Source organism: Paenibacillus sp. FSL R5-0744 (genome assembly GCF_037972555.1).
Classification (GTDB): Bacteria; Bacillota; Bacilli; order Paenibacillales; family Paenibacillaceae; genus Paenibacillus_AQ.
Window position 1 is genome coordinate 5,982,369 of record NZ_CP150228.1, and the last position, 24,562, is coordinate 6,006,930.

Below are 24,562 nucleotides of genomic sequence, written 5' to 3' on the forward strand. Positions count from 1 at the left end.
TTGTTCACCCGTCACAAACATGCGATGCTGCCGCTTCTGTATACCTATATAATTATCGGATGACCGATCCCCCGAAGAGGAAACGATTCGTCCAAGAAGCGCTTAATTTATCTACTTTCACCCCGCCTGAAGCTACGGAATACGTATGGAGAACTTGTCCATCTCCTAGATACATAGCAACATGCGATATTCTTGCCTTAGATTTGTCGATCCCTTCATACGCTGAAGCGGAGTTCCCTTTATAATCCATAAAGAACATTAGATCGCCGCGTTTCAAACCGGAAGTAGACGTAACTACCGTACTATTCGATTTCACCCAATCTCCCTGTTGACGGGAATCAGCAGGCAGTTTCAAATTCACAGCATCCATGAAAATTTGCCGGATAAAATCAGAACAATCGAAGGTGCTTGTATCATATCTGCTGGAACCAAACTCATAAGGTGTACCCAGATAGCCCATACCTGCTGAGATTACGCTCTCGATTTGGGCAGAAGCCCCAGGTGTAGAAATAGGTGGTACTGGTGCTGGCGGCGTTGGTGTCGGCGTTACCGTCCCAGTCCCCCCATTATTAGCGAACGAAGTATATTGATCACTTGAACTTATATATCCAATGCTACCATCAGAGGTTTGAATTTGATACCAGGAGCTGTTCGGCTGTGCCAGAAGCTGTACTTGTTCCCCCTTCTTCAGAAGTCTCAGTACTTTTCCGCTTGTAGAAGGCGCAGTTCGAAGATTCACTCCGTACTTTATGGTTCCCGTTTGTGCTGATGGTGCTGTTGGTGTACCTACTGAAGATGAATTTACGCTGATATACTTATCATCTGTACTTGTATAGCCTACGGATCCATCCGCTGCTTTCACCTGATACCAATAGCTATTCGGTTGTGCCACAATCTGCACTTGATCTCCTTTTTGCAAATACTTCACTACTTCTCCACTTGTAGAAGGTGTACTGCGAAGGCGAACACTTGCCTCGATGACCGCTGTTTGACCGGCTGCTGCTGCCATAACTGAATTTGATGGACTTGAGGCTGCTGCTGCATTTCCAGGAGCAGATACTCCTAAACCTGCAACAATTGCAGCTGAAACCAATAAGGATGCTGTTAATTGCTTATGTGATTTAATCATACGTTCCCCCAATACCATGATGAGATTTCAACAAAGGTGTGAACTACATTCCTTTATGCCCTCATTATAGGCTTGCCCGGGATTTGGAACATGCTCCAAATTGCACATATAATCATGCCACTTTATGGTAAAATACAGGACTAAAGTCTTGAATCCTCCTTAAATATGTTTGTTTTTTCCTTAAAATAGAATTTTTCAAATTTAATCTTTAGGTTCCACATGCACCTGTACATTCATAATATTGTGTAGCTTGCTCATTCTCTCTTCAATGGAGTCACTGATCCTATGACCTTCCACCACTGTAATATTCGCGTCTACCTCCACTACAACATCCACGTGTACATGATTCCCATGAACACGTGCCTTCACATCTTTAATCCCCTCTACTCCCGGTGTTCGAGCAATCGTACTACGTAGATCCATCAATCTATCTTCATCAAAGCCATCCGTAAGCCGGTAGGTCGAGTCACGAAAAATATCCCATGCCGTCTTAGAGATAATCAGTCCGACAACTACTGCCGCCGCAGAATCAATCCATGGCAGTCCGAACTGAGCACCTACAATCCCAACAGCAGCACCTATACTAACCATAGCATCGGAAAAATTATCTTTCGCCGCTGCCATGAGTGCACTACTATTTATCTGCTTAGCCAGCCTTTTGTTGTATATGTATACTCCCATCATTGCTACTGCACACACTAGAGCCACACCAGCAGACCATAGCTGCGGTGTTTCCTTTGCACGATCGAAAAAGGATCGCACCGCCTCCACAATCACTTGAATACCTACTACCGCCATAATAAAAGAAGCCAACAATGCAGCTACTGTCTCTGCTCGAAAATGTCCATAAGCATGGTCAGAGTCAGGTGGCTTCCGCGAAATCTTTAGACCAACCAACACGGCTGCAGATGCTACGATGTCAGTTAAATTATTGACTCCGTCCGCGACCAATGCACTAGAGGCGAATAGATAACCGCTAACCAGCTTGAAAGTCGATAAAATGAGGTAAGCCGCTATGCTAACCCAAGCGCCCCGCTCGCCTTTACGTATATCTTCGTAAATATCAACCATTTTGGCTATCTCCTCGTTTTCAGTTTTGTTAGAAAAGAATTCTTTCAATTATTCTTGCCCTTGTAGCAGCATTTAAAAACAATTAGAATAAAGTGAAGGACTTGCTTCAAAGGAGGTTATCATAATGAGCGAAAACAATGAAAAAGGAAAAATCAATTTAGCTGAAGCTATCCGGCAAAAGCTGGAGCAGAAGAAACAACAATCTTCCTCCAAACCTGGATCAACTTTTCAGGCCGGATCCGCTAAACCACTAAAAAGTCAGAATAACAAAAAGCCTAACAACCAACGCCGTCGTACCGGCGGATCCTAGTACTATTTTATAAACATAAAAGGCTGCGCATCCCTCAGGGACAACGCAGCCTTTTATGCGTTCGCCTGCCTTAAAGGATGGGCTAGAACTCATCAAATTCATAACTGATTCTCTTTATTGTACAATTAGACAACTGAAAACATGCGCTTTGGGAAACCTCAAGTGATAAGGCTTCCTGTCTTGCAAGCCCAGCGTATACTCCCCGTAGAATTCTACTTGTTAATCCATGTGTAACCGCAATGACCCGCGGAGTGGAGGACAAGCTATCCAGCCAGTCTGTGACACGCTCCTGAACCGCTTCATAGCTCTCTCCATCTGGTGAACGAAAATACCAATCATACATAGTCGTATCTTCAAGACTATTCGGCCAGCCCTGCTCAATTTCCTTAAGCGTTAGCCCTGACCAAGAACCAACGGAAACTTCACTTAACCTAGAATCCGTTTCTATTTTATTGAAATCATAACCTAAGATTTCACACAAAATTTGTGTGCTTTGCAGCGCTCTCCCAAGTGGACTTGAAATCACCTTCCATTCGGAGGGATGATCCACAGAATAACGAAGCAGCCTCCCCATTTGTCTGACTTGATCTATTCCATACTCAGTCAAAGGTGAGTCTAATTGGCCTTGGTAACGACCTTGCGTATTAAACTCGGTCTCCCCATGCCTCATAATAAAAATAGTTCTGTCCACATGCTTCACCTACCGTTACCTTTTCAAAATCGAAATTATAAAGACAGCTACCCTAATCCTATCAGGATTAGAGTAGCTGCTTAACGGGTTCCTTCCGCATAACGGAAAGTAAATATTATACTTCTACAGGATACATGCGTTGGCGCATTTCCTTAATTTCAGGATTCTCTAAATACTCATCGTAAGTCATCGTGCGATCAATTACACCTGTAGGTGTGATCTCGATGATACGGTTAGCAATCGTTTGGATGAACTGATGGTCATGGGAAGTAAAGAGAATAGTCCCGTCGAAATCGATCAGTCCGTTATTCAGTGCCGTAATGGATTCCAGATCCAAGTGATTGGTAGGCTCATCGAATACAAGTACGTTCGCACCGTTCAGCATCATCTTCGCCAACATACAGCGAACCTTCTCGCCCCCGGACAATACACTCGCTTTCTTCAGTGCTTCTTCTCCGGCGAACAGCATCCGTCCAAGGAATCCACGCAGGAACGTCTCATCCTGATCTTTAGAATACTGACGCAGCCATTCTACGAGATTCAAGTCCACACCATCGAAATAGCTGGAGTTGTCTTTTGGGAAATAAGCTTGAGTTGTAGTGACGCCCCACGCATATTCACCCGCATCCGCTTCCTGCTCACCCATGATCACATCAAATAGAAGTGATTTAGGCTGGGAGTAAGGACCCACGAAAGCAATCTTATCACCTTTGTTAACTACAAAGCTGATTTCATCAAGAACCTTCTCACCTTCAACCGATTTGGTCAATCCGCTGATCGTCAGAAGCTGCTTACCTGCTTCACGTTCAGGTTTGAAGTTGAGGAACGGATATTTACGGTTAGATGGACGAATGTCATCCAACGTAATTTTCTCGAGTTGTTTCTTACGAGAAGTCGCCTGTTTAGACTTGGAAGCATTGGCCGAGAAACGCTGAATAAAGGCTTGCAGTTCCTTGATCTTATCTTCCTTCTTCTTGTTCGAATCACGCTGTAAAGCTTGAGCAAGCTGACTGGACTCGTACCAGAAGTCGTAGTTACCAACGTACATCTGGATTTTGCCAAAATCAATATCCGCAATATGCGTACATACTTTGTTCAGGAAGTGACGGTCATGGGATACGACGATAACAGTACCTTCATAATCCATGAGGAAGTTCTCTAACCAGCCAATCGATTCTAGATCCAAGTGGTTGGTAGGCTCATCGAGCAGGAGGTTGTTTGGACGGCCAAACAAGGCTTGTGCCAAGAGTACCCGTACCTTCTCATTGCCGCTCAGTTCGGCCATTTTCTTATCATGCAGTTCACGCATAATGCCAAGACCGATCAGCATAGCCGCCGCATCTGGCTCTGCATCCCAGCCATTAAGTTCTGCAAATTCGCCTTCAAGCTCACCGGCACGCAGACCATCTGCTTCCGTGAAATCAGACTTCGCATAAAGCGCGTCCTTTTCTTTCATGATTTCATAAAGACGAGTGTGACCCATAATTACTGTTTCAAGTACTGGGAATTCATCGTACTCGAAATGATTCTGCTTCAGAACTGCAAGGCGTTCACCTGGTGTTATATGAACATCACCCGTGTTCGCTTCAATCTCCCCAGACAGAATTTTCAGAAAGGTTGATTTACCAGCACCATTGGCACCAATCAAACCATAGCAGTTACCAGGGGTGAATTTTATGTTTACATCTTCGAAGAGAGCGCGTTTTCCGTAGCGGAGTGTTACGCCGCTTGTGCTAATCATTACGCATTACCATCCTTTTCACTTTAGGGTTTCGGCTCATTATAGCATAAAATCAGTGCAAAAATCCCGTGAAATAGGCATTTAAGCTGATCTCACTCCTACGAAACTTATTCCAACTGTTTTACGGCGACAACTTTTAAGGAGGAATTTTTTCAATTATTCCCCAGATGTGCGATTCTCCTTTTGTACGACCAGTGTTTCTCCATAACCGAGTGTACGAATTCTTTCCTCCGAAATCGCATGTTTAACTCGGGCGTTCTCCATGCGATCCAGTGCTTCCCGGGCGGTATCATCAGCAAGTCTGAAGGTACCGTAATGCATCGGAATCATGGTCTCCGCCCCTACATCTAGGAAAGCTTGAATGGCTTCCTCAGGATTTACATGCTGAGAGGTCATGAACCATTCCGGTTCATAGGCCCCAATCGGCATAAGCGCGATATCGATCTTATAACGACTTCCGATCTCCTTAAAGCCAGGAAAATAACCGCTGTCCCCAGCGAAATAAAGATTCGGAGAAGACTTCTGATTTCCGGAATCAGCGGGCTCCAGGATGTACCCACCCCAATGTGAAGTATTCGTATCCCATGGCGTTCTCCGCGTCCAGTGCTGGGTAGGCACAAAACTAAGCTTGATCTTACCTAGCTTAATCTCCTGCCACCATTCCATTTCCACACAGTTGTGGAACCCTTTGCGAAGCATTTTTCGCTTCAGACCAACAGGAACTACAAGCGTTGTCCCTGCCCGATATAATTTGCGGATAGAGGCAATATGCAAATGGTCATAATGAGAGTGCGAAATCAGAATCAGGTCAATCGGTGGCACTTCGCTAAGTGGAATCCCAGGTTGTCCCAGTCTTTTCTCAAAGCCCAGCCTTCTCGCCCAGATGGGATCTGTAATGATATTCATCCCTTCATATTGAAGGAAAAATGTTGAATGCCCAATCCACGTAATGGTAGACTCCAATCGATTCTCAGACAGATAAGATAATCTGGGCGGCGTATTCGGTACAACATATGAATAATCCTTCTTCTTGCGACGACGCTCCTCACGCCACTGGCGAAATTCCTTTAATGATTTATCGGTACTTACATTATCGACGTTATGGTAACGAGTTTTAGGCATACAACACCTCTTCTACAGAAGTTTACCGAGCAACCCTAGCTTTAGCGAATATACTACAACTAAATTGAACAGCAGCGTATTTTGCAAAATATACAAATAGCATGGTAAAGGTTCGCCCTTTTATTCCTCACAATTGCAGACTTTAGCGAAATAATAGAAGAGTTCTTTTGGTTTCACACCAGAAATGAGATAATATGTGTATAAAGTATGGCGGTGCATATACCGTTCAAGGGGGAGCTACGTATGAAGATTACTTTTATTGAACCGACTCCAAGTCCAAATACGATGAAGCTACATTTGGACGAAAGTTTAGAACCCGGAATTCGCAGAACCTATACTCCAGAAAGTGAGCGTTCCGCACCTGCTTGGGCACGTGAAATGTTAACGATACCGGGCGTTATTAGCATTTATCATGCTGCTGACTTCGCAGCACTTGAGCGCAAAGGCAATGCCGATTGGGCAGCCATTCTAAGAGAAGTTCAAAGCCGCTTCGCTAACAGCGAAGGTGTAACTGGAGATTGGAGCCTAGCTGACGAGAATGCCGGTGCTCATTTTGGGGAAGCGCAAGTCTTCGTCCAATTATTCCGCGGAATTCCGATGCAAATCCGCGTCAAAACGGGCGCGAATGAAGAGCGCATATCCTTAGCTAACCGCTTTACTAAAGCGGTTATGGATGTGGCTAGCGCCGTGATGATCAAAGAGCGCAAGCTCACCGATTACGGCGTGCGTTATGGCGAGCCCGCGGACATTGCGCGCGAGGTCGAGCAAGAGATCGAGGCAGCGTATCCGCAGGAACGCCTCGACTCCCTCGTGCAGCAAGCCATTGCGCACGGAGCCGAAGGTGAGTTCGTCGAGCAGAGACGAACTCGCACACAGGATGAGCTGCTGCGAGACCTGAAGCATGAGGATTGGCGCGTGCGATACGCCGCGCTAGAGGATCTTACGCCGACGGCGGAGCTCCTGCCGGAGCTTAAGGCGGCGCTACACGATTCCAAGCTGCATATTCGCAGGCTTGCGGTCGTGTATCTAGGCGACCTTCGCACGCCTGAGGCGATGGAGCTGCTCTATGAGGCGATGGCTGACAGCGCCCCAGCCGTAAGACGTACGGCTGGCGATACGCTATCCGACATCGGCGATCCTGCCGCCACGCCAGTGATGACGGCGGCACTAACGGATAAGAGCAAGCTTGTCCGCTGGCGCGCAGCACGTTTTCTTTATGAAGTTGGCACATCCGAAGCTCAAGATGCGCTCACACTTGCAGCGGATGATCCAGAGTTCGAGGTTGGCCTTCAGGCCAAGATGGCTTTGGAGCGTATCGCCTCAGGTGAAGCCGCAGCAGGCACCGTATGGCAGCAGATGTCAGAACGCCGTCGTAATTAACATGGAAGTACCTGATTTTGTCATTGCTTTGAGAAGTAAACTTGCTTTATACTAATTCCTGTTGTTTATAAATGAATGAAGTAAAGATAGCCTCGTCATACTAAGATGAGGTAGAGGTCGCGGATATAAAGAGTACGCGTGTGGAGACGTTAGAGCCGTCTATGAATCACGTCGAAAGGAATATCCGCCGAAGCTTGCGCTGTAGCTCTTACAGCGGTGCAGGCTGGGGCCGTTGCCGAAAGGCACGGAACTGTCACATTGTACAGCCTGCGTAAGTAGCAGACTGCAGTGTGTTGCGCTATCTTCACAGGGAGTATGATGCGGAGCTGTATAGATGGAAGCCGCAGACATAGTTTGCGGCTTCTTTGCGTTTACAGAATTTGTATGTTTCGTACAGTCATCCATAACCTTCTGGAAATCACGAAGTATACCTCCCGCCTTGCGGGAGTCAGCAGCTCAGCACTCCCCGTTCATGAACAGTAAGATTAGATCATAAGGAGTGTCATATTCATGCAGGGCAATCAGCAAAACCCAGCGCAAGGCAACATAAATCAGCCTGCGCTAAAAAAATCGTTCAAAGCAAGACATTTGACCATGATCGCGCTTGGCGGATCTATTGGTACGGGTCTGTTTCTAGCCAGTGGCGGCGCGATCGCTTCAGCAGGACCTGGTGGAGCGCTTCTAGCTTATACGGCTGTGGGTGTAATGGTTTATTTTCTCATGACTAGTCTTGGGGAGCTCGCCACCTATTTACCGGACTCCGGGTCCTTCAGTACCTACGGCACTCGTTTCGTCAGCCCCGCCTTTGGCTTCGCCATCGGTTGGAACTTCTGGTATAACTGGGCGGTTACGATTGCAGCAGAGCTATCAGCGGCTACCGTCATCATTAAATATTGGTTCCCGGACAGCCCTTCCTTTCTCTGGAGTCTGGTGTTCCTACTGCTGATGTTCGGCCTTAATTTCCTATCTGCTCGTGGCTACGGGGAATCAGAATATTGGTTTGCCATTATCAAAATCATTACCGTTATCGCCTTCCTCGTTGTCGGTGTCCTCATGATATTCGGCATTATGGGTGGAGAAGCCGTAGGCTTCAGTAACTTCCAAATCGGGGGAAGCTCCTTCCACGGTGGCTTCTTCGCCTTCGTCGGGGTCTTTATGGCAGCCGGATTCTCCTTCCAGGGTACCGAGCTAATCGGCGTTGCTGCTGGTGAGAGCGAGAACCCACGCCGCAACGTCCCAATTGCAATCCGCCAAGTATTCTGGCGTATATTAATCTTTTATATCCTTGCTATATTTGTAATCGGAATGTTGATTCCTTATACGAATCCAGATCTTCTGCGTGGAGGCATCGATGACATCGGAGTCAGTCCGTTTACGATCGTGTTCAATAAAGCCGGGCTTGCAATTGCTGCATCCGTAATGAATGCCGTCATTCTCAGCTCTGTACTGTCGGCAGGGAACTCTGGAATGTATGCTTCCACCCGTGTCCTGTATGCAATGGCTAAGGATGGCATGGCTCCGCGCGCACTGGGTAAGCTCAATCGCCGTGGTGTCCCTGTTGGCGCTTTGCTAGTAACTACGGCTGTCGGAATGCTCGCCTTTCTCGCTTCATTCTTTGGTGACGGTGCCGTATATAACTGGCTACTGAACGCCTCTGGTATGTGCGGATTTATTAACTGGTTGGGTATTGCGGTCTGCCATTACCGTTTCAGACGTGCTTTTATAGCACAAGGGCATTCGCTAGATGAACTACCTTACCGAGCTAGATGGTTCCCATTCGGACCTATCTTTGCTTTAGGACTTTGTATTGTAGCTATCCTCGGTCAGAATATGGGCGCCTTCTCAGGTGGAAATATCGACTGGTATGGTATCGCCGTTTCCTATATCAGCTTGCCGCTGTTTGTCTTGATCTGGGTAGGCTATCGCTGGTTCCGGAAGAGTAATATTATTCCTTTGGATAAATGCGACCTAAGTACTCACCCAGAATAAAATAGACCCGGTAAAAAACAAAAAAGGACGTCCCGTAGCCACTTAGGCTTATGGGATGTCCTTTTTTGTTATCCTTCTATTCCCAGGTCACAAACACTTTGAGATCGCCCGTATTGTCAAAAGCAGAACTGGAGTAAGATACATCCTCTAGTCCAAGCTTATATAGCTCCTGCAGGTCGTTCTTAAGCTTGGTCCCACTCCCTTGATAACGGAATAATATAGACACCTCACCGGAGGCAATTGCCTTATTCGCTAGCCGAGTCAGATCTCCTACCGAACGTACAATTAGCTCCTCGGCATATAGCTCATAATTGAGATCCTTCTGAAGCTGTTTATAGACAGCCGCATTCTGTCCTCCACGCTCCACAAGCGCAGACAAGGTCTTATGATAACCTACAGAAGCTGCCGGATAAGACTTCGTCCAGCTATGGTCCTGACGCATCTGCGCATCCGTTCTCAAGTAGTATGCAGTGCTAACCACACCTGCTTTATCAGGTGTCGGGTCATCCCAAGTCGTGTCGAGATGATACCACCGTCCATCTAACAGCACAAGATTCCAGGCATGCAACTGGCTACGTCCTCCAGGCTGTTTGGCTGTACCCTCAACGATTTTATTCGTGAATCCAGCCTCCTTTAACAGCTTATAGGTCAACAGCGAATACCCTTGGCAAACGGCGCTGCCACTCTTCAATCCTTCATAAGCCGTATATTTACGATACGAAGTGTCATACTTCAGATGAAGCACAACCCAATCGTGGATAGCCTTCACCTTCTGATGATTGTTCATGCCCGGCGTTATGATCTTCTTCAGCGCAGCCTTCACTTCTTTGTTTACAAAAGCCGTCTGCTCCAGCGTCTCCAAATATTTCACTTCCACCGTAACTTTTACAGAGCTTGCGCTTCCTCGATAAGTATATCCGTAGCTGTCTATAATGTAATACAAATAAGGGTCACTAGCCATCGCTTGATCCAGAGCCGCTTGTATTTTCGTTTTCAAATTTGAAGCTTTGCTCTCATAAGTAAAAGTAATGGTCTCCCTGCGGTTGTTCATTGCACCCGTTAGCTTCTGCGCTACTTCATTTACAGAACGAAGGGTGGGTGAACTCGAAGCCGCATAAGCATGACCCCAGCCCCAATAAATCATCGGTGGAATAGCAGCGAATATAATCACTCCTCCCAGAATGATCTTTACTAATGTGAAGCGTTTTTTCCACATATATATTCCGTTCCTCCGGCTCCTATAGACTTGTAATGAACCCTACCATTTAATAGATAATGAGCGTTTAGGCAAAAAAAGACTGCTCCCTGTAGAATAATTCTACTCTGAGAACAGCCTATATGCTAGAACGATGTGTTTTATTCGCTTTGCGGTGTAATGATATAGGTCTCTCCTATAACGGTTTCAAATTCCATCTCTATCCCTATTCGTGAACCATCGGGACTTTGAATGAGCAAAGGCTGGTGACTGTAAATTCTGCATATTTGTCCATGCGTCGAGGTCAGTTCCGCCTTCGTTAAGCGTCCCTCACGCCATTCTATATTTGTGATAAAGCCGCCTCGGGCTACCAAGCCTTTCACACTTCCTTCAGACCATTCTTCTGGAAGAGCGGGTAATAATTCAAGCCCTTCCTGATGACTCTGCAAGAGCATCTCAGCAACTCCGGCCGTAGTTCCGAAGTTACCGTCAATTTGAAATGGAGGGTGATTACCGAATAAATTCGGCAGACTTGAATCTTGCAAAATACGACGTAAACAGCTATACGCACTCTCTCCATCCTTCAAACGCGCATATAGATTAAGTAGCCAGGCTGCACTCCAGCCCGTGTGTCCGCCCCCGCCTTCCAAGCGCTTCTTAAGCGATAACGCTGCCGCTTCTGCTAGCTCTGGTGTGAAGGAAGGACTAATTACATTCCCGGGATATAAATCATACAAATGAGAGACATGGCGGTGCCCAGGCTCTTGTTCAGCAAAATCCTCATTCCATTCACGAATACGTCCGTCCGGTGCAATCCCAGGATGAGCGAGTCGTTCCTGTTTCTGGCGTAGCTCCTGCCTCAGCTGGGCATCGGTATTCAAAATCTCAGCAGCCTGAATGCAATGCTTGAACAGCTCAGCGATCAGCGATAAATCCATAGCTGAGCCAGCTGAAACACTGCATGGCGTGCCATCAGCAGTCAAGAATACATTCTCCGGTGAGGTAGACAGACCCGTTGTCCAGCTTCCATCAGGCAGTTCTACCAGCCAATCCAGACAAAATAACGCGGCTCCCTTTAACAAAGGATAAGCTGTGTTTCGCAAATATTCCTCATCTGGACGGAAAGCGTAACGCTCCCACAATTGGCGAGAGAGCCAAACGCCTCCCATTGGCCAAAATGCCCACATCGCCTTGCCGTCTGACGGAGACGTCATACGCCACAAATCTGTATTATGATGCACCGTCCAGCCACGTGCGCCATAATGAATATTTGCTGTACGGCTGCCAGCCATACTAAGCTCTTTAATAAAATCGATTAGAGGTTCATGGCATTCACCCAACCCGCATAACTCGGCTGGCCAATAATTCATTTCAGTGTTTATATTAGAAGTATAATTGCTGTTCCATGGCGGCTGAAGATAGGGATTCCAGATCCCTTGCAAATTCAGAGCTTGCGTCCCCGGCCGTGAGCCAGCAATCATCAGGTAGCGGCCATACTGGAACAGCAGCGCTTCTAGCGCAGAATCTGCCTGCCCCTCCTGATACCGTACTAGTCGCTCATCCGTAGGAATCTCTATCCGGAAGGACGAGGGTGCAAGCGTCAACTCCACGCGGCGGAACAAGGACTGATGATCCTCTAGATGGCGCTGCTTCAGCTCTGCATATCCATTAGAGGACAAAGCCAATTGCTCTAGGCACAACTCCGAAGGCAGCTTACCGCCGCTTCCTGGCATCCGGTCATACCCGACAAAATCGGTTGCGGCAGCTAGGCGGATCGTAATGGAGCGCGCACCTGAAACCGACAACATGCCGTTCTCAGCATTACATTTGCCGCCATCTGTACGGATCTCCATTGCAGCGGCAAAACTTATGCCAAGCCCCTCTTCGTATAATACGGCACGCGGATGATCTCCTACATAATTATCAGCCACATGCGATGGAGCACGACCGGTCATCATCAGCGCGCCATCCGGAGTGATCTCTAGTCGGAAAGGATGCGGCGAAGTCAGAGCCACTGAGAAATCCGGCAAAATACCCAGCCCCTCTTTCCCCTCTGCACGGATATGCATGACTATAAGTTCATCTGGTCTGCTGGCCAAAACTTCGCGCACAATCCTTACATCCCCAGCAGTATAGGATACCGTAGCAAGCGCTTGATCCAAATCAAGCCCCCTCTGATAATCCTCTACAGGACCACCAAGATTGAACTTCATTCGCAAGTCTCCGAGCGGTTGATAGGATTCAGTCCGTCTGCCTAACATTTTGGAATCTACCAGTGCTTCCGCTTCCTTGTATTTCCCCTCTGCCACTAATTGTTTGGCCGGAGTCAAATGACGCAGCGCCTCATAATTAGCTGTATCCCGCGGAAATCCCGACCACAAGGTGTCTTCATTTAGTTGAATTAGTTCTTCTTCCGTTCCACCAAAGATCATACCGCCCAAACGGCCGTTACCCACGGGCAGTGCCTCTTCCCATTCAGCCGCCGGCTGCTTATACCAGAGATCATGCACCCCAGTGTTCTTACTTTCTCCCACGTATATTCCTCCTATCCTATAATTACAGATGAAAAGAAATCGGCGGGAAGCCCGGACTTTCGTTCGGACTTCCCGCCATCTTCATGCTTTTATTTTATTAGCCGTGTTTCAGGAATAATTACTCATTCCAAAGTTTCACGCGTTGTTTAACCAGCTCTTCACGTAAATCTTCAGCTTTCGTCACACCAGCTTTATCCAGTTCAGCCATGTAAGCATCCCAAACTTTGTCGAAATCAGCTGGTTTGGACAAGATGGCTTCAGGAATCCGTTTCCAACTGATATCCTTCAGCTTGTTGTCGAGAACGACAATTTCGCTATCCCCAGGAATCGTGATGTTCCATGCCGCGCCCCAAGGTTTAACTTTGAATTCATCTTCATTTGGGAAGAGGTCTTTCCAAGTTGTTGCTTTATAAGCAGCAAGTGTTTCTTTTTCAACTGCATTGTAGCCTACAGTTACTTGCTCAGGGAAACGAGTTGTATAGTAGTTTCCAGTTGGATCCAATACGCCGTCACCATAGTGAGCGCTAAGCAGAGCATAGTTTGATCCGACATTGCCAAGTCCTGTTTCTTTTTGGAAATTGGTAGTGTCATTATATTTACGGTTGTTCACATCTTCAGGAATGACGCGTTTGCCGTCAACTACGTTGTAATGCTTTCCTTCGATACCCCAGTTAACCAATACTTGACCTTCATCGGAAGCTAAGTAGTCCAAGAATTTAATTGCACGTACCGGATCTTTAGCATCTACACTGATCCCAATGCCGTTACCACCCATAAAGCCTGTAGGCCAGAAGGAAGTTTCTTTGTACTCTTCAGACAGGGTTACTGGATAGTGTCCGTATCCTTGATCCAGCTTACCTTCAGCTTTCAATGCTCTTTCTCCATCGCCATAACCCCAGTCTTGGTCGATCAAACCAATAACACGGCCGGTAGCGATTTTAGCTTTGTACTGATCATACTTTTGAACGAAGCTTTCCGGGTCAAGCAATCCGATATCGTTCATATGGTTGAGCCAGCGAAAATATTCTTTCTCAGCAGGACGACGGAAGTGATAAGTTACTTCTTGTGTGTCGATATCAATTGCATATTCTCCATCATCAGGAGAGCCTGTAGTAGTGAATGCTGGGTTAGTTACTGTAATGTACATGTACCAATCATCTGCATTTAGGGTCAGACCGATGTTTTTGTTACCATTTTCATCGGTTGGATGTTTTTCCAGGTAAGCCTTGATTACGTTCTCATAATCTTGGACAGTTTTAATTGCAGGATATCCCGCTTCTTTAACAGCACGGTGCTGTAGTTCAAATCCGCCGCCAGCATCAAAGTATTTGTTATCCACACCTGCATACGTAGGGATAGCATAGATCGCGTGGTCATCGTCACTATAGCGTGAGCGTTTCATGCCTTCTTCGCCTAATACTTTTTTGATGTTCGGAGCATATTTTTCAATTAGATCTGTCAGATCAAGCATTGCGCCTGCATCCACCAGCTTGCTTACGTCGGTCTTGGCACTGATCAGATCCGGATAATCACCGCTCGCTGCGATCAACGCTACTTTCTGAGCAGGGTCACCAACCGCGTATTCAGCATTCAAGGTAACTCCTGTTTTTTCCGTAATCACTTTACCTACTTCATCTTGCATGCCTGTCCAGTTCGGGTTAGGGTCAGCACTGAAGAAAGTCATCGTGAGCGGAGAAGTATCCTCAACCGCATTGGCCGAATTAGCCGCGTTCCCCTTATTTGTTGCATTTCCAGCTGCATCCCCAGCTGCGTTATTGCCGTTGTTTCCACCACAACCTGCGAGCATGCCGAGCATCATAATAGAAGTAAGTGTAAGTGCCGTTGCTTTAGCTTTTATTTTTCTATTATTCCCCATTACATAAACCCTCCTTAAAATTGTTTATCTATCGTATCACAGATAAATCCTGTTAATACTTATCCCAAAACTTCCCACAAGAAAAGAAAACGGATACAAAATACTCTTAAAGCTTAGGGGAGACTATGCTCCCCTGTTAGCTGTGATTAGCTCTTCACAGCGCCAAGTGTCATACCTTGAACAAAATATTTCTGAATGAACGGATACACCAACAAAATTGGCACGGTTACGACAATCGTAATCGCCATCTTGATAGACTCTGGCGAGACCTGATTCGAAGCTAGAGAAGCAATGTTGGAGCGATAATCGCCACCATTACCACTGGTTGTACTCTGCAGAACCTTCATCAGTTCATATTGCAATGTCGTCAGATGAGGGCTTGAACCATTATACAAATACGTATCAAACCATGCATTCCATTGACCTACCGCTAGGAACAACGCGATTGTTGCTAGAGCCGGCTTCATCAGCGGCAGGATGACACGCCAGTAGATGGTAAAGTCATTAGCTCCATCCAGCTTCGCCGATTCTTGCAGTGCATACGGCAGGCCGTCAATGAAGGAGCGGATGACGAAGACGTTAAAGGCACTAACCAGTCCAGGTAATACATAGACTGCAAAGCTGTTCATCATATGGAGATCCTTGATCAGCATGTATATTGGAATCATTCCTCCAGAGATATACATGGTCATCGCCAAGAATGTGGAGACGAACTTTCGGCCTGCAAAGTCAGGACGGCTGATCGTAAATGCTAGCATCGAGGCACTGATCAGACCGAACAAAGTACCGACGACTGTCCGCAAAGCGGATATTTTAAACCCGGTGATCAGCCCTGAGAAACTGAAGATTTTCAAGTAATTGTCCCAGGTAAATTCCCGAGGATAGATGGTGATACCGCCGCGCACACTATCCACTGAATCATTCAGCGAGATCGCAAGCACGTTCAGAAACGGATAGATCGTGATTACAACCACGAACAGTATTACAAAGTATACAATGAAGTCAAAGATCCGGTCTGACCACGACTTTCCGGTGATAGCTGTATTTCCCACTGTAACGCTCTCCTTTCAAGAAAAGGGCAATTTTGCTGCCACGATTGTTAGAAGGGCCTTCTGTGTTACAGAAGGCTCTCTTTAGTTGTACGTTTGAAGATTCCATTAATCGTAAACAGCAGGATTACACTGATCACTGAGTTGAATATATTGATCGCGGTACCGTAGGAATATCTCGCCATGCCAAGTCCATATTTCAGAGAATACAGATCCAGCACTTGAGAATAGTCGGTAACGAGGTTGTTTCCAAGCAAGAATTGTTTCTCAAAGCCGATATTCAGCAAATTACCAATCGACATAATGAGTAGCACTGTAATGGTCGGCCGAATACCTGGAAGGGTAATATGCCATACCTGGCGGAGCCTGCTGGCACCGTCTACTCGGGCCGCTTCGTACAGTTCAGGTCCAATACCCGAGATGGCTGCAAGGTAGATGATCGCATTCCATCCGGTTTCTTTCCACACATCTGATAAAGTAACGATTCCCCAGAAGAGATGGCCCTGAGCCATGAACTGGATAGGTGAGTCTATAAATCCAATTGTTAACAAGAGATCGTTTACAAGACCATTTTCGCTAGATAACATTTTAGTTACAATTCCCGCTGCAACCACCCATGATACAAAGTGAGGCAAATACGAGACGGTCTGAGCAAAACGTTTAAAAAATCCAAGACGCAATTCATTGAGCAATATTGCAAACGTTATCGGAAAGATAAAGCCTGCGACCAAGCCCATTCCGCTCATCGCCAGCGTGTTACGCAGCGCCAGAAGAAATTGCGAGTCACTGAACAGTGTCTTAAAGTGTTCAAAACCTACCCATTCTTGTTCAAAAAAGCCACGTGCGGGCTTGTACTTTTGAAAAGCCATCGTCCAGCCCCATAATGGGAGATAACTGAAGACGAATGCCCAGATTACAAAAGGTATCGACATCAGCCACAAATACTTTTGATTCTTAAAGCTTCTCCAAAACCGTCCTCCTGAAGCAGGCTTTTTGTTGCGCATTCGGGTGTCCGGCGGGATTTGAGCAGTTACTGTGTCCGCTTTCATAAAGCCCCTCCTCTCTATGCCTTAATTCTAAAACTTTGTAAGCGATTGCAGTACCCTATAAATTCGACTTAAAATCAGGTGAAAATTAGAGATTTTTGTCCGGGGTGAATTCTCATTTCGCTCCTCGACACAGGGGGGCTAATGCTGCTGGCGTTTGCATTATTCTTTGGATTGGACTCCTAAAAACACTTTGCTTGCTGGATATTAGTCACTACGAGGAATGTTCGAACTTTTGATCGCTGGTTCTTCGAAATTTCTAACTAGGCTTCTGGTAACCAGCCACTACGCGGAATATTTGGACTTCCGATCGCTGTTATCCTCAGATTTCCTGATTTGAACCGCTTCTCGCGGTAGAAATCCGAGGATAGCATATGCTTTCGAAGCTAGCTTTTCTACGAAAAGCTTTCGGGCGAACGCTCCGCTTCTACAGTTCCAAATATTCCTCTTCGTTCTTCTACCAGTCACCAATTTAAAATTAGAAGCTTTCAACGCTTCTACAGTTTCAAAAATTCCTCTTAACTCCTTTCCCAGCAGATTTTATTGAACCGAAAATCAAAAGAAACTGCATTAACCCTTCACCCGCATAAGCTTAAGCAGGTGTCTATTTAACTACATTAATACTTCACCACGTACAATTGGTGGGAGTAGGGAAAACAAAAAAAGACCCGTGGACTGAAGTTCAGAAAACCACCTGAACTCAGCCACGGGTATAACAGACAAGACAAGAATACCACACCATCCTTAGATGCTTTTACGATAAGAAGTTGGTGAGATTCCTACATATTTACGGAACTTAGCGTTGAAATAATCAGGGTTCATATATCCTACCTTCTCAGCCACCTCGTATACTTTCATACCTTGCGTCAGAAATTCCTTAGCCTTCTCAATCCGCACTTTATCCACATACGTATTGAAGTATTCTCCTGTGGTGTTCTTGAACATTTTACCGAGATAAGCGCTGTTGTAGCAGAATAACTCGGATAAGGTCTCCAGCTTTAGGTTCTCATTGTAGCGACGGTTGATTATTTCTGTGATCTTCTTAATTTCATTTCCACGCCCACTGGTCATCTGGCCCGCAATTTCTTCGAGAAATGAGACAGCCTGATCCTGCAAATCAGACAAATAATAACTTTGATAAAGCTCCCCTATTGGAGGGGAATGCTCTGCTGCATAAGTGCGAATTTCCGGATACGTAGGCTCCAGACGGGCCAGGACAGTACTAAGGAGTCTCACAAAGGTCTCTTTAATTCGCAATTCGTCGCTGCCCGCAGATACAAGTTCAGCACAGATAGTCAGCACTATCGGTCGAATCGCGCTCAGACTTCCGGTTTCTACTGCAAGCAGCAGACGACTCTCCGTCTCCTGATCCTCTTCAGTCTTCTCCTTCATCTCCATCAGAAATCCTGAAGGATCTGTACTGATGATGATCCCCTTTTTGAAGAAGAAGGAACGTCTTAACAGTTCACGTGCTGAATTAAACGATTCTCCCACCATTTCAGGTCGAGGTACTACTCCCCCCGCTACTGCAATGAAGTCGTAACCCTTTGGTTCTATCACTGCAGATAATCCCTTATATAATTCTTCCCGCTTGCTCGCGCTCTGGTCCGGATCCTTCATGAGAATGCCCAAATACTGTGACAATGTAAAGAATGATGCATTAGGATGATTACTAAAATGCTGTTCCATTACTGTTTTGATTCCCCGGAGATCCTCATCATTTGCACCAGCTGTTTTTCTTAACTCAATGAGAATGACCTCATAATTTCCCTGATCGAGTCCTAGCGCATCCACATGTCTGCTAAGGTCCTCCTCCAGTTCTTCCTCTGAGGTTGGCTGTAGAAGCGCTCGGAGTAAAGTTTCCCTATTACGAGCGGGCTCCTCCTCATTCCAGTCACTGAACCGCTGCTCCTGCTCAATCGTTTCATGTAGCTGTTCCAGACATACGATCATCTCATCCTCATCCACTGGCTTCAGCAAATAGCCGTCGATCCGATAACCAATCGCCCGCTTAGCATATTCAAAATCAGCATGTCCACTCAAAATGAGTACATGACTTTCTGAGCCTTCTTTGCGAAGCTCACTAATCATTTCCAGACCATCCATTCCAGGCATACGAATATCAGCAACGATCAGCTCCGGGTAGAAGGTATGATACTTTTCAAGTGCTTGCAAGCCATTAGCTGCTGTAGCTACCACCGTATAACCGAGCTTCTCCCATGGGATCAGACTTCGAAGTCCTTCCCGTAGCTTCGGCTCATCATCGACAATCATCACTTTTATCATAGATTGTTGTCCTCCATTGGTATGCAGAAGAAAATAACCGTTCCTACATTAGGTCTACTTTCAATCGTTAGCCCATATTCTGCGCCGTAGGATAGTTTTAGCCGGTCATGTACATTACGAAGTCCAATTCGCTCACCTTCACGCTCTTCCTTACGCTCAAGCGTGTTCAGTAATTCCTCCAGTTGAATTGGAGATATTCCTACTCCGTTATCTGTAATCGTAAATTTAGCATGATCCCCAACTTGTACAACTTCCACCGTCACAAATGCACCTTCCATCTTATTATCCAGTCCGTGGATTACTGCGTTCTCAACGAGTGGTTGAATAAGAAGCGGGGGCATATAAAGAGATTCAACGGCAGGGTCTACAGTAAATTGATATTTCAACCTCTCCTCATAACGGAATTGCTGAATATCCAAGTAACAACGTACCACTTCTAATTCCTGACTAAGCAAAATTTTACTTCGGCCTACCTCCAGGTTACTGCGCATCATTTTACCTAGAAGACGTACCACACGGGCAATTTCCACTTGCCCCTTCATGTGAGCTTCCATCCGAATCGCTTCTAGTGCATTGAATAAGAAATGCGGGTTAATCTGGCTGGCCAGCATTTTGAATCGTATATCATTTTGTTTCTGTTCCAGCAGACTATTCTGAGCATTGGATTCCTGTACCTCATACATCAAATCATTAATGCTGCGTACCATGGAATTGAATTGACGAGCTAACAGGGCGATTTCATCCTTGCCATCAATCTTTAATGTCGTATCAAAATCCCCAGTACTGACTCGGTTAATATGTCTGCTTAAATGCAGCAATCGTCGTGAAAACAACGAGGAGAAGCTATATATAATTAAAAAGGCCAATAGAACACTTATCGCAACCACAGTAATCGAAAGCTTAATCACTTGATTGGGTTCTTTAACTATACTTTCAATCGAAAAAACAGATATAATTCGTAGTGCATTTCGGCTGGCTTGTGGTTTAAGCTCCTCGATCACAATTTTGGAAGCTTCACCATCTACTACTGCTTCATAGCTTCCACTTCCCTGACCCAAGAGCTTCGTGTCAAAAGAAACATCCACCAGCTTTTTACCTGTCCGATCTTTCCGGTTCGCTGCAATGATATTGTCTTGATCATCGACGATCATGGTATCAAAAGATTCCTGGCTTAGAATGGATGCAAGCTGCTGACTGTTCACATTAATAACGAGTACACCGATCTTACTGGAGCCCTCCAGCTCGATTTTGCGGACAAGACTTAAATAATTCCGCTTATCACGCTCATCTTCGATATATTCCCAACCGACAAGACTATCGTACCGCTGTGCTCTCTGATACCACTGGCTCTCTTTAATCTCAGGTGATGGATTGATCAGCTCCCAGTTGTTAAGCAGCGTAGCGTTGTCAGTGTATAAGCGAATGTTGGATATATCTTTATACAACCTTAGATACTCACGCATATCCGAATAATCGCGGTAAGCTTCCACCACATCATAAGTGCTAACATACTGACGTATGGCAAGTCTCTTCAACCGTGCATCATTGCTCAAGCGATATGCGATATCCTGAGATACACCGATGACTTCTTCTGTTCTTTTCTTTACCCGATCTACGTTGATTGAAGCTTGTTCCAGTGCGCTCTGAAACGCCATGGTCCTCATCTCAAACGTAAGATAACCGCCTACCAGTAATACCGGAAGTAACGTAGTGAGTAAAAAAGCAAGCAACAGCTTATTGCGGATTTTGATGTCATTCAACAGCTTAACAATCCATTGGAACATGGCCTTCCGCCCCCCGAAACCTTCACTATCTCATGCAGAGTTTAACGCTGCCCTGGAGATACCCCATACTTTACAGAAGAAAAATAGGAACGGCAACAACTACGAATACAGCCTATCCTCAGATCAATAAACGAGATGGTCATAAAAAGGTCCTTCGCCATATGCGAAAGACCTTTTTTATCAGACATATCAAGCATAAACCCTTCGGCGTCCTTAATTATTGGCGGTACGCTGCCAGCTTGTTATTCAGTTCACGGGTCTGACCGTAGACTTCCTGATAGAGGTTAAATAAACCGTCATAGATCGCCGCTTGCTTCGGATCTGGTTTATACACATCCGCAGGACGGATGAAAGCTTCTGCACATGCACTAAGAGAAGTGAACCAGCCGCTACCGTAAGCTGCCAACATCGCTGCTCCCATAGCCGGACCCTGCTCACTTTCAAGCTTCACGATGGATGCATTGAAAATATCTGCTTGCATCTGGAGCCATGCCTCATTTTTAGCCCCGCCACCGATCGCAATGATTTCTGTAATCTCTTTGCCTGAATCACGTACAATCTCAATAGATTCACGTAGCGAAAAGGTAATGCCTTCTAATACAGAACGTGTAAAGTGAGTCAACGTATGCCCTGAATCCATACCAATAAAGCTTCCGCGAATATTCGCATCTGGATGAGGTGTACGTTCCCCTACGATATAAGGTGTAAAGAGCAGTCCGCCGCTACCCGCTGGAATGGAAGCTACTCCACTTAGCAATTCATCAAAGCTTTTGTCTGCCGCAAAGGTTTCTTTGAACCATGTAAGGCTATGACCAGCCGCTAGAGTAACGCCCATGATATAGTAGGCATCTTTTTCACCATGGTTGAAGAAATGGACTTTGCCTTCGAGATTTAAATCTTTGTTGCTCTCATAGGAAAGAACTACACCAGATGTACCAATACTGCACATCGTCCGACCTTCACCAAGGACACCTGCTCCAAGTGCTCCACATGCATTATCCGCACCACCAGCAAATACCTTTGTTGATGATAAAAGACCTGATGCTTCCGCAATATCCGGCAATAACGTTCCTGTCTGTTCAAAGGACTCTACCAGTCTAGGACAAAGGGAAAGCGGCAGTTCAAAAGCTTCAGCAATTTCAGCACTCCACGTTTTAGAACCTACATCTAATAGAAGCGTTCCTGCAGCATCGGAATAATCCATCGCATAATCACCGGTCAACCGGAGACGGACATAGTCTTTTGGCAACAGGAACTGATGCGCTTGTGATAATACCTCAGGTTCATTCTCTTGTACCCATAGAATTTTAGGAAGTGTGAAGCCTTCCAGCGCACGGTTTCTAGCAACCTCAATAAGCTTTGCTCCGAGCGTCTTCTCAATTCTTCTGCACTGTGCAGTAGTACGAGTATCATTCCAAAGAATGGCCGGACGAAGCACTTGCCCTTCCTTATCCACTAGTACCAATCCGTGCATTTGCCCGGAGAAGCTAAGACCATCAACTTGTGATGGATCTATGCCCGATACTTCAATCAAACGACGAAGACTGACCAGCGTGCCTTTTACCCAGTCCTCAGGATTTTGTTCGCTCCAGTTCGGCTGCGGTCTGCTTAGCGGGTAGGACTCGGAATGCTCAAAAGCCACCTTGCCCTGTGGGTCCACTAGAACAGTCTTCACTGCGCTAGTGCCCAAATCTACACCTATAACGTATTTCATTTTTGACCTCCTAAAAGTTTTATGGAGCTTAGCTACTTGATTCTCTTCGCAATAAAACTTACTTCGAAAGCATCCTGCTTAGTTTTATGAGCATAGGCTTCATTGAATTACTTCGAGTAAAACTTACTTCGTAAGCATCCACTTAGTTTTATGAGCGTTTCTAGAATATCTTTGTACAAAAAGGGGGCTGCCGAAGAATGCTCTCTTCAGCAACCCCCGTTGCATTTGTTCAAACTGGATTCAAAGCCTAAGCTTCAAGCTCCCTGTAAAGACTACTCAGCCAAGATGTATTGGTTAAGGGTAGCTCTCAGGTATTCTTGGCGTCCGGATTGGTTAGGACGTGGGTTCTCATTGTTCAAAGCATATTCAGCCAAGGAAGCCAAAGTTGCTTTGCCGGATACGATGTCCGCACCAACGCCTTCATTGAAGCTGCTGTAACGTTTTTCAACGAAATCTTCGAATACGCGATCTTCGATCAATTTAGCAGCTACTTTCAAGCCTTTTGCATAAGTATCCATACCAGCGATATGTGCTAGGAACAGATCCTCAGGCTCAAAGGAAGGACGACGTACTTTAGAGTCAAAGTTGATTCCGCCTTTGCCAAGACCATCATTCTTGAGTACTTCATACAGTGTAAGTGTTGCATCGTAGATGTTAACTGGGAATTCATCTGTATCCCATCCGAGCAATGTATCACCTTGGTTAGCATCAAGCGATCCGAGCATGCCGTTGATACGAGCTACACGAAGCTCATGTTCAAAAGTATGACCTGCAAGCGTAGCATGGTTAGCTTCAAGGTTCAGCTTGAAGTGCTTGTCGAGGTTGTATTTTTGTAAGAAAGAGATCGTTGTTGCTGCATCGAAATCATATTGATGTTTCGTAGGCTCTTTTGGTTTAGGCTCGATCAGGAACTGACCGTCAAAGCCGATTTCCTTAGCGTAATCTACAGCCATGCTGAACAGACGAGCAATATTGTCTTGTTCAAGACCCATATCTGTATTCAGCAATTCTTCGTAACCCTCACGACCGCCCCAGAATACATAGTTGCTAGCACCCAGACGTTTACCAACTTCCAGACCTTTCTTCACTTGTGCTGCTGCATGTGCGAAAACATCAGCGTTAGGTGTAGAACCTGCACCGTGCATGTAACGTGGGTTAGTGAACATATTAGCTGTATTCCACAGCAATTTCTTGCCGGAAGTCTTCATGCCTTGTTCAAGGATATCAACGATGGTGTCGATGTTGCTGTAGAATTCACGCAAAGATGCGCCTTCAGGTGCGATATCTACATCATGGAAGCAGAAGTAAGGCAGATCCATCTTGTCCATAAATTCAAATGCTGCTTCAGCGCGAGCCTTAGCTTTGTCCAGACCGTTCAATTTGTTCCAGCTGCGAATTGCTGTTTCAGCGCCAAACGGATCAGAACCGCCAGCAGTTAATGTATGCCAATAAGCCATTGCAAATTTCAGATGTTCTTCCATAGTTTTGCCGGCTACGACTTCTTTAGGATTGTAAAATTTAAATGCGAAAGGGTTGGTGGAACGGCTTCCCTCGTAAGAGATTTTGTTCACTGTCTCAAAATAAGCCATTGTGTAATCCTCCTCAATTTATGCTTCGCCCGCAAGCGTTTACAGGATCATCTTAA

Annotated in this window: 17 protein-coding genes and 1 riboswitch; of the genes, 3 read left to right on the forward strand and 14 right to left on the reverse strand. The window is 45.9% G+C overall.

Annotated elements, in window-relative coordinates:
* Positions 1–52: 52 nt before the first annotated feature.
* Together MKY19_RS26440 and MKY19_RS26445 are read right to left on the reverse strand one after the other, a co-directional pair.
* The gene (locus MKY19_RS26440; protein WP_076285484.1) at positions 53–1,129 is read right to left on the reverse strand and encodes an SH3 domain-containing C40 family peptidase; all 1,077 of its coding nucleotides are present in this window, start codon (positions 1,127–1,129) and stop codon (positions 53–55) included.
* Positions 1,130–1,330: 201 nt separating this feature from the next.
* Complete coding sequence (locus tag MKY19_RS26445) at positions 1,331–2,200, reverse strand: cation diffusion facilitator family transporter (RefSeq protein WP_042191865.1); 870 nt, start codon at positions 2,198–2,200, stop codon at positions 1,331–1,333.
* 124 nt (positions 2,201–2,324) lie between these two features.
* On the opposite strand from MKY19_RS26445, the gene MKY19_RS26450 reads away from it, so the two are divergent.
* Positions 2,325–2,510: a hypothetical protein gene (locus MKY19_RS26450; protein ID WP_042191867.1), complete on the forward strand. Its 186-nt coding sequence runs from the start codon at positions 2,325–2,327 to the stop codon at positions 2,508–2,510.
* An 82-nt stretch (positions 2,511–2,592) separates the two neighbouring features.
* Here the strand turns inward: MKY19_RS26450 and MKY19_RS26455 are convergent, their stop codons facing one another.
* The 3 genes from MKY19_RS26455 to MKY19_RS26465 form a co-directional block, all read right to left on the reverse strand.
* A complete protein-coding gene (locus MKY19_RS26455; protein WP_339798636.1) occupies positions 2,593–3,201 on the reverse strand; it encodes a histidine phosphatase family protein in 609 nt (202 codons plus the stop codon).
* A gap of 115 nt (positions 3,202–3,316) precedes the next feature.
* Positions 3,317–4,942 carry an ATP-binding cassette domain-containing protein gene (locus MKY19_RS26460; RefSeq protein WP_042131056.1) on the reverse strand — a complete coding sequence of 542 codons (1,626 nt, stop codon included), beginning with the start codon at positions 4,940–4,942 and terminating at the stop codon, positions 3,317–3,319.
* Positions 4,943–5,098: 156 nt separating this feature from the next.
* Positions 5,099–6,064 (reverse strand): MBL fold metallo-hydrolase, encoded by a 966-nt coding sequence (locus MKY19_RS26465; RefSeq protein WP_076285485.1) that lies wholly within the window; start codon positions 6,062–6,064, stop codon positions 5,099–5,101.
* Between the two features lie 243 nt (positions 6,065–6,307).
* Between MKY19_RS26465 and MKY19_RS26470 the strand changes: the two genes are divergently transcribed.
* The gene (locus MKY19_RS26470; protein WP_076300664.1) at positions 6,308–7,444 is read left to right on the forward strand and encodes a virulence factor; all 1,137 of its coding nucleotides are present in this window, start codon (positions 6,308–6,310) and stop codon (positions 7,442–7,444) included.
* 103 nt (positions 7,445–7,547) lie between these two features.
* Positions 7,548–7,753, forward strand: a riboswitch (Lysine riboswitch).
* A gap of 201 nt (positions 7,754–7,954) precedes the next feature.
* Positions 7,955–9,433, forward strand: a complete 1,479-nt coding sequence (locus MKY19_RS26475) for an amino acid permease (RefSeq protein ID WP_042131059.1) — start codon at positions 7,955–7,957, stop codon at positions 9,431–9,433.
* A gap of 76 nt (positions 9,434–9,509) precedes the next feature.
* Here the strand turns inward: MKY19_RS26475 and MKY19_RS26480 are convergent, their stop codons facing one another.
* The 9 genes from MKY19_RS26480 to xylA form a co-directional block, all read right to left on the reverse strand.
* The gene (locus tag MKY19_RS26480) at positions 9,510–10,649 is read right to left on the reverse strand and encodes a transglutaminase domain-containing protein (protein ID WP_339243509.1); all 1,140 of its coding nucleotides are present in this window, start codon (positions 10,647–10,649) and stop codon (positions 9,510–9,512) included.
* Positions 10,650–10,789: 140 nt separating this feature from the next.
* Positions 10,790–13,162 (reverse strand): glycoside hydrolase family 95 protein, encoded by a 2,373-nt coding sequence (locus MKY19_RS26485; protein WP_339798642.1) that lies wholly within the window; start codon positions 13,160–13,162, stop codon positions 10,790–10,792.
* A gap of 118 nt (positions 13,163–13,280) precedes the next feature.
* Entirely contained in the window at positions 13,281–15,038 is a 1,758-nt protein-coding gene (locus tag MKY19_RS26490) for an ABC transporter substrate-binding protein (protein ID WP_076285489.1), read from the reverse strand.
* 146 nt (positions 15,039–15,184) lie between these two features.
* Entirely contained in the window at positions 15,185–16,090 is a 906-nt protein-coding gene (locus tag MKY19_RS26495; protein ID WP_042131063.1) for a carbohydrate ABC transporter permease, read from the reverse strand.
* Positions 16,091–16,155: 65 nt separating this feature from the next.
* On the reverse strand, positions 16,156–17,091 hold the full coding sequence (locus MKY19_RS26500) for an ABC transporter permease subunit (RefSeq protein WP_231573511.1): 936 nt from the start codon (positions 17,089–17,091) through the stop codon (positions 16,156–16,158).
* 786 nt (positions 17,092–17,877) lie between these two features.
* A complete protein-coding gene (locus MKY19_RS26505; protein WP_076300668.1) occupies positions 17,878–19,419 on the reverse strand; it encodes a response regulator transcription factor in 1,542 nt (513 codons plus the stop codon).
* Positions 19,416–21,203 carry a sensor histidine kinase gene (locus MKY19_RS26510; protein WP_076285491.1) on the reverse strand — a complete coding sequence of 596 codons (1,788 nt, stop codon included), beginning with the start codon at positions 21,201–21,203 and terminating at the stop codon, positions 19,416–19,418. The genes MKY19_RS26505 and MKY19_RS26510 overlap by 4 nt, the downstream gene beginning before the upstream one ends.
* A gap of 217 nt (positions 21,204–21,420) precedes the next feature.
* A complete protein-coding gene (xylB, locus tag MKY19_RS26515) occupies positions 21,421–22,917 on the reverse strand; it encodes a xylulokinase (RefSeq protein ID WP_339798647.1) in 1,497 nt (498 codons plus the stop codon).
* A 272-nt stretch (positions 22,918–23,189) separates the two neighbouring features.
* Entirely contained in the window at positions 23,190–24,506 is a 1,317-nt protein-coding gene (gene xylA / locus MKY19_RS26520; RefSeq protein WP_042131068.1) for a xylose isomerase, read from the reverse strand.
* Between the last annotated feature and the right edge of the window lie 56 nt (positions 24,507–24,562).

Excerpts from the sequence above, each read along its gene's own strand:
- MKY19_RS26440 (WP_076285484.1), bottom strand. The coding sequence starts at position 1,129 with ATGATTAAATCACATAAGCAATTAACAGCATCCTTATTGGTTTCAGCT.
- MKY19_RS26445 (WP_042191865.1), bottom strand. The coding sequence starts at position 2,200 with ATGGTTGATATTTACGAAGATATACGTAAAGGCGAGCGGGGCGCTTGG.
- MKY19_RS26450 (WP_042191867.1), top strand. The coding sequence starts at position 2,325 with ATGAGCGAAAACAATGAAAAAGGAAAAATCAATTTAGCTGAAGCTATC.
- MKY19_RS26460 (WP_042131056.1), bottom strand. The coding sequence starts at position 4,942 with ATGATTAGCACAAGCGGCGTAACACTCCGCTACGGAAAACGCGCTCTC.
- MKY19_RS26465 (WP_076285485.1), bottom strand. The coding sequence starts at position 6,064 with ATGCCTAAAACTCGTTACCATAACGTCGATAATGTAAGTACCGATAAA.
- MKY19_RS26470 (WP_076300664.1), top strand. The coding sequence starts at position 6,308 with ATGAAGATTACTTTTATTGAACCGACTCCAAGTCCAAATACGATGAAG.
- MKY19_RS26475 (WP_042131059.1), top strand. The coding sequence starts at position 7,955 with ATGCAGGGCAATCAGCAAAACCCAGCGCAAGGCAACATAAATCAGCCT.
- MKY19_RS26480 (WP_339243509.1), bottom strand. The coding sequence starts at position 10,649 with ATGTGGAAAAAACGCTTCACATTAGTAAAGATCATTCTGGGAGGAGTG.
- MKY19_RS26490 (WP_076285489.1), bottom strand. The coding sequence starts at position 15,038 with ATGGGGAATAATAGAAAAATAAAAGCTAAAGCAACGGCACTTACACTT.
- MKY19_RS26500 (WP_231573511.1), bottom strand. The coding sequence starts at position 17,091 with ATGCGCAACAAAAAGCCTGCTTCAGGAGGACGGTTTTGGAGAAGCTTT.
- MKY19_RS26505 (WP_076300668.1), bottom strand. The coding sequence starts at position 19,419 with ATGATAAAAGTGATGATTGTCGATGATGAGCCGAAGCTACGGGAAGGA.
- MKY19_RS26510 (WP_076285491.1), bottom strand. The coding sequence starts at position 21,203 with ATGTTCCAATGGATTGTTAAGCTGTTGAATGACATCAAAATCCGCAAT.
- xylB (WP_339798647.1), bottom strand. The coding sequence starts at position 22,917 with ATGAAATACGTTATAGGTGTAGATTTGGGCACTAGCGCAGTGAAGACT.
- xylA (WP_042131068.1), bottom strand. The coding sequence starts at position 24,506 with ATGGCTTATTTTGAGACAGTGAACAAAATCTCTTACGAGGGAAGCCGT.